The following is a 6,181-nucleotide window of genomic DNA, read 5'->3' as shown; positions in this document are numbered from 1 at the left end:
CAGCGACGGCGGCGCTCAGGGCCGGACAACACTTCTATCTTAGGTATGTGACTGGTCATAATGGGCACATTACTCCTAACACTTAACAAGTGGGAGATCGTGTCCGGGGGTTTAGGGGGCCACTACAGATGAAGAGGAGATAGCTAGTCAAATTGAAAAGCTGCAATCGCTAAATTTAATAGGAATGCTTGAAGAGGCGCTTTCTGAAGATTTCTGGGATTTTGGCCGAGTTAGGTCGATATTTAGGGCGCTGAGGCTGACAAATAACGAGGACTCGGTTGGTTATATATCTGAGAATCTAGAGAAGTTGCTCCCATTCGTGAAGGATATTGTGCTTCTTCTCGATGCGTTGAAGAAAAACGGAAAATTGGACGGCTTTGATATAACCGATCGGATCATTCCCTTGCTTGCAAGCGGTGCCGGACACGGTGTTCCAGTAATTCGTGTGTGGCTTCTTGAAATTTTTGTAAGAGCAATTTCTCCAATATCAGCGAAGAAAGTTGCAGAGATAGCCAAGCTCTCAGAGCTTGATGGTCGCCAATTAATATTGATAAATGGTGTAATTAAAAACGTAGTTTATTTTAGAAAAAACAAAACTAGATTTGAGCAATTTGGGAGATTTGAGCAGTATGCCTTAATACTTGGCGCATCTTGCCTTCCATCTGATGAATATGAAACGTGGATTGGAGCTATTAAGCCAGGACTGACTGGTCCACTGGATGCGATGTTCTGTGATTGGGCTAAAACGAAGCATGGAGCGTTGAATGACGTTATCGCATCTCTTTCCAATACTGCGGCGGAACCCGGTGCAGAGCCGGGCTGAAGGTATAGGGGAATGGCAAACCATTGAACGTGTCTTGGATTGAATGAGGTCGGCTTGTCCTCACCGCCCCGGCCGCCCAGTTTTACCCTTCGTCCGTCCCTTGCGCTTCTGCTCCCCCGCATCCTCATAACTCCCGGCGCCGATCTTGCCGCGCACCACCGGCCGCGGATCGTCCTTGCTGGCGTCGGCGCGTTCGGGTTGGCCTTCCATGAGGGGCGAGAAGCGTTTTTTGGTGCTGTAGGTTTCCGGCGGACGTTCGGGGAGGGCGCCGGTTGATGGTTTTTCGGTGCGGCCGACGGTCATTTCGTCGAGTGTGTTGCGGCGGAACAAGGGGCGCGCGGTGTCGGTGCCCGGGCCCATGTCGTCGAGCGTGGGTTTGGTGAAGTAGGAGGCTTGGTTTGACGCGCCGTCTCCCGGCCCTTCGCTTTCGCTCCGGGCGTTCGTCGCTGCAATCGATTCGCTGGATCGATTGCTCCGCTGCGCGGACCGCTCCTCACCCCCCTCTGTCCTGCCGGACATCTCCCCCACAGGTGGGGAGATCGACTCGCGGCTGCCCTTCGTTCCAGTTTTGCCGCTGCGTTCCTGGCTGCGTGCCTCGTCTCGTGCAATCGGGTCGTCCATGGTCGCAAGCTCTGCTGCCTTGAGGCGTTTGATTTCGTCGCGCAGGCGGGCGGCTTTTTCGAAGTCGAGGTCGGCGGCGGCGTCGCGCATCGATTTTTCCAGCGCGTTGAGATGGGATTGCAGGTTGTTGCCGACCAGATGGCCGCCGTCTGCAAAACCTTTGCCGGATGCGCCGGAAATGTCGGCGCGGACGTGGTCGCGTTCGTAAACCGAGTCGAGAATGTCGGAGATCTTTGCCTTGACCGATTCCGGCGTGATGCCGTGTTCGGTATTGTAGGCCATCTGCTTTTCGCGGCGGCGGGCGGTTTCGTCCATGGCGCGCTGCATCGAGCCGGTGACCTTGTCGGCGTAGAGAATGACCTTGCCGTCGACGTTACGCGCCGCGCGACCGATGGTCTGGATCAGCGATGTCTCCGACCGGAGAAAACCTTCCTTGTCTGCATCGAGGATGGCGACGAAACCGCATTCCGGGATGTCGAGGCCTTCGCGCAAGAGGTTGATGCCGACGAGGACGTCGAAGGCGCCGAGGCGAAGGTCGCGGATGATCTCGATGCGTTCCAGCGTGTCGATGTCACTGTGCATGTAGCGGACGCGAACACCCTGTTCGTGCAGGTATTCGGTGAGGTCTTCGGCCATGCGCTTGGTGAGGACCGTGCAGAGGGTGCGGTAGCCTTTCTGGGCGGTTTCGCGGATTTCGCCCAAAACGTCGTCGACCTGGGAGCGGGCGGAACGTACCTCCACGGGGGGATCGATCAGGCCCGTGGGGCGGATGACCTGTTCGGCAAACACACCGCCGGACTGTTCCATTTCCCAATTGCCGGGCGTGGCCGAAACGGCGACGGTGAGCGGGCGCATTGCGTCCCATTCCTCGAAGCGCAGCGGGCGGTTGTCCATGCAGGAGGGCAGGCGGAAACCGTATTCGGCGAGCGTCGCCTTGCGGCGGAAGTCGCCCCGGTACATGCCGCCGATCTGGCTGACGGAGACGTGGCTTTCGTCGATGAACAGCAGGGCGTTGTCGGGGATATATTCGAACAGGGTCGGCGGCGGTTCGCCGGGATTACGGCCGGTGAGATACCGCGAATAGTTCTCGATGCCGGCGCAGGAGCCGGTGGCTTCGAGCATTTCGACATCGTAGCGGGTGCGCTGTTCGAGGCGCTGCGCTTCCAGAAGGCGGCCGCCCTTTTCCAGCTCGGCAAGGCGGTGCTTCAGCTCTTCCTTGATCTGCTTGATCGCGCCGTTCAGCGTCGGGCGTGGGGTGACATAGTGCGAGTTGGCGTAGATTTTGACCGACTTGAGGTCGCCGGTCTTCTGGCCGGTGAGCGGGTCGAACTCGGTAATGCTGTCGATCTCGTCGCCGAACATCGAGATGCGCCATGCGGCATCTTCAAGGTGGGCGGGGAAGATTTCGATCGTATCGCCGCGAACTCGGAAGGAGCCGCGGATGAAATTGATGTCCTGGCGTTTGTATTGCTGGGCCACGAGATCGGCGAGAAGCTGGCGCTGGTCGAGCCGGTCGCCGACTTCCATCTGGAAGGTCATGGCGGTGTAGGTTTCGACCGAGCCGATACCGTAGATGCAGGAGACCGAGGCGACGATGATGCAGTCGTCGCGTTCCAGCAGCGAGCGGGTGGCGGAGTGGCGCATGCGGTCGATCTGTTCGTTGATCGACGATTCCTTCTCGATGAAGGTGTCGGAGCGCGGCACATAGGCTTCCGGCTGGTAATAGTCGTAATAGGAGACGAAATATTCGACCGCGTTATCGGGGAAGAAGTTCTTGAACTCGGAATAGAGCTGGGCCGCGAGCGTCTTGTTGGGGGCGAGGATGACGGCGGGTCGCTGGGTTTCCTCGATCACCTTGGCCATGGTGAAGGTTTTGCCCGAGCCGGTGACGCCGAGCAGGACCTGGCTGCGCTCGTTGTTGTTGATGCCCTCGACGAGATCGGCGATCGCGGTCGGCTGGTCGCCGGCGGGCTGGTATTCCGAGGCCATGCGGATGGTGACGCCGCCCTCGGATTTCGCCGGGCGTTCGGGCCGGTGCGGCGTCCACAGCTTGCCGTCCTTGAACAGCGGGTTTCCGGATTCGATCAGGGCGGAGAGGGCTTCGACAGTGGCGGTGACGGCGCCGGGGGCGAGACTTTGCGCGTCCTCCAGCGAGATATCGAGGCCCGCGACGGGATTGAGACCGGCTGCGGCACGGGTTTTCGGGTCGGACGAGGCGCCGATCGACACGCCGCGGGCGGTTTTGCTGGCCGTCGTGTTCTTGGCGGTCTTGCCGCTGGTTTTGGCCGATTTCTTCGCCTTGGCAGCGTCCTCTTCCGCCTCGCGGATCGCCTGTTCGCGCGCGGCGATCTCGATCTTCTTGCGGTGTTTGCCGGCTTTGGAGGCGATCTCGCGCTGGGTCTCGATCCCCGACGCTTCCGCCTCCGCCTCGAGCTGCTTCACCCAGTCGGCCACACTGCCCTCAAGCGGTGCGCCTTCAAAGGATGACTGGGGAGCTTCACCGAAACCGCTGGAGGCATCGGGCGTGGATTTTTTCGGGGATCTGGCCATGGCCCGAATATGGAGAGAGTCCGGGCCAAAGTGAAGAGGGGGTGGCGGGAAAATGAGTACAAAAGGGAAACGGCTGGGCGCCGCCGAGAGCGTAGATGTGGCGGGTCAGGCCGCCGGCGTCAGAAGCCTCGTCAGCAGCCAGCCGGCGATGGCCTCGACGGGCATCGGGCGGCCGAGGAAATAGCCCTGTGCGGCGGGACAGCCGAGATCGCGCAGGGTTGCGGCTTCTTCCGCCGTCTCGACGCCTTCCGCGACGATATCCATAGACAATGCCTTGCCGAGGCCCGCCATGGCGCCGACGATTTCCTGGTTCTGGAAGCTGCTCTCGATGCCGGCGACGAAACGGCGGTCGAGTTTCAGCCGGTCGACCTTCAGCGTCACCAGATAGGCAAGCGATGAATGGCCGGCGCCGAAATCGTCGACGGCGAGCTTGTAGCCGGAGCGTTCGATATGCTTGAGCTGCTCGCCGGCCACCAGCGTATCGAGGATCGCCTCTTCGGTGATCTCGATCTCGAACAGGGCCGGATCGATGCCATGTGCATGGGTGATGCGGTCGAGCGTTTCGGCGACGGAATACAGTTCGAATTCGCGCGGCGAGACATTGACCGACACGCTCGCTTCCGGCAGGCCGAGCGAGGGCAGTGTGGTGAGCAGCCGGCAGGCGCCGGTGGCGATGCTGGCCGTCAGCGCTTCGGAAAGATTGGCCGCATGCGCCGCCGCGACGATTTCCGGCGGCGGCACGGCGCCGAGTGACGGATGCGTCCAGCGGACCAGCGTTTCGAAACCGATGACGCTGTTCTGCGCAAGCTCCACCTGCGGCTGGAAGACGACGGTCAGTGCGCCGGACGAGATCGCGCCGGCGAGATCCTGTTCGATACGCCGCTGGCGATCGGCGCGGGCTTTCAGCGACGGGTCGAATTCACGCCACTGGCCGCGGCCTTCATCCTTGGCGCGATAAAGCGCCATGTCGGCGGAGACGAACAGGTCAGCAGCGCTTTCCGCATGCTCCGGCCAGATGGCGAAACCGATCGAGACGCCGGACACGACCGGCCGGTTGCGGATGACGAAGGGCTCGCGGCCGCGATCGAGGATGCGGGAGGCAAGCTGGCGCGCCTCGGCGGCAGCGGTGGCGCCACCGATGACGACGGCGAATTCGTCACCGCCCAGCCTTGCGATGAAACCGCGTTCGCCGACGACCTCGCGCAGTCTGTGACACGCTTCCAGCAGCAGTTCGTCGCCGGCCGAATGACCGAACGTGTCGTTGATCGTCTTAAATCGGTCGAGGTCGAGGATAAGCAGCGCCAGTTGCTCATTCTGCGCGCCCGCATTTTCGATGCCGCGTTCAAGCGCGACATTGAATGCGGCGCGGTTCGCAACCCCGGTCAGCGGATCGCGATTGGCGAGCACTTCCAGACTTTCATTGGCGCTGAGAATGCTTGCATTGGCCCGGCTGAGCGATTGCGCCAGCGCCGTCGCCTTCACCTGCGCCTCGATATTGCCGATGACGATCGCCTGGCCCTTTGTGCTGCTCTTGTAGAGCACGAATGTCAGGGCCAGCACGTTGAGTGCCAGAAGATGACCGCCGGCCGCTTCACTCATCAAAAGCGTGACCACGACCGAAAGATGGACAGGTAGGGCAAAGGCGAGCGCGGTGACTGCATGGCCGGTTCCGAGCAGCACGGCGCCCGTGGCCATTCCGCACATCAGGATATAGATGCCGCCGTCGACACCCAGCGCGTCGAAATCCGAAAGCATGAAGGGCAGGGCAGCCCAGGCGATGCCGCTGACCAGGGCGCCCAAGGTCATCAGGCGAAGACAGTGGTTCGGCTTCAATTCGTCCAGGCGGCGGCGTTTTATTGCGGTGCCTACGGCAAAACGCCAGACAACTGTTGCCAATGCGGCAATGCACCAGACGACGGCAAGAGTTGTTATGCCGCGATTGATCGCGCTCATCAGGAGCGCCGAAACCGACACTAGCGCATTCACCGTAAGCGTCGTGGGGAGGCGCTCAAGTGTGGCCGCGGCTTGCGCCTGCCTCACCGCGAGTTCAAGTCGCGGGGCGTTTATCTGACTTGTCGAATCCTGCAGCATTCACTAGGTCGTCACATTCACGGTTTGCAAATGTAACATAAGGTCAAGCTAATAATAAAGTCTTTCCGATACTGTGGCCGAGTGCGGGTGAGGCTC

At 60.7% G+C, this 6,181-nt stretch carries 3 protein-coding genes; 1 reads left to right on the top strand and 2 read right to left on the bottom strand.

Annotation, left to right across the window (positions count from 1 at the left end):
- Positions 1 to 184 precede the first annotated feature (184 nt).
- Positions 185 to 823, top strand: a complete 639-nt coding sequence (locus tag MRBLMR1_RS07775; RefSeq protein ID WP_148146516.1) for a hypothetical protein — start codon at positions 185 to 187, stop codon at positions 821 to 823.
- Between the two features lie 60 nt (positions 824 to 883).
- Here MRBLMR1_RS07775 and uvrB read toward each other — a convergent pair whose 3' ends face one another.
- Both uvrB and MRBLMR1_RS07765 read right to left on the bottom strand, forming a co-directional pair.
- The gene (uvrB, locus tag MRBLMR1_RS07770; protein ID WP_148146517.1) at positions 884 to 3,994 is read right to left on the bottom strand and encodes an excinuclease ABC subunit UvrB; all 3,111 of its coding nucleotides are present in this window, start codon (positions 3,992 to 3,994) and stop codon (positions 884 to 886) included.
- 105 nt (positions 3,995 to 4,099) lie between these two features.
- A complete protein-coding gene (locus MRBLMR1_RS07765; protein WP_183686143.1) occupies positions 4,100 to 6,085 on the bottom strand; it encodes an EAL domain-containing protein in 1,986 nt (661 codons plus the stop codon).
- Positions 6,086 to 6,181 lie beyond the last annotated feature (96 nt).

The sequence above is a fragment of the Neorhizobium sp. LMR1-1-1.1 genome, from assembly GCF_040675795.1.
Classification (GTDB): Bacteria; Pseudomonadota; Alphaproteobacteria; order Rhizobiales; family Rhizobiaceae; genus Neorhizobium; species Neorhizobium cellulosilyticum.
This window is presented reverse-complemented; position numbering and strand designations above follow the sequence as displayed.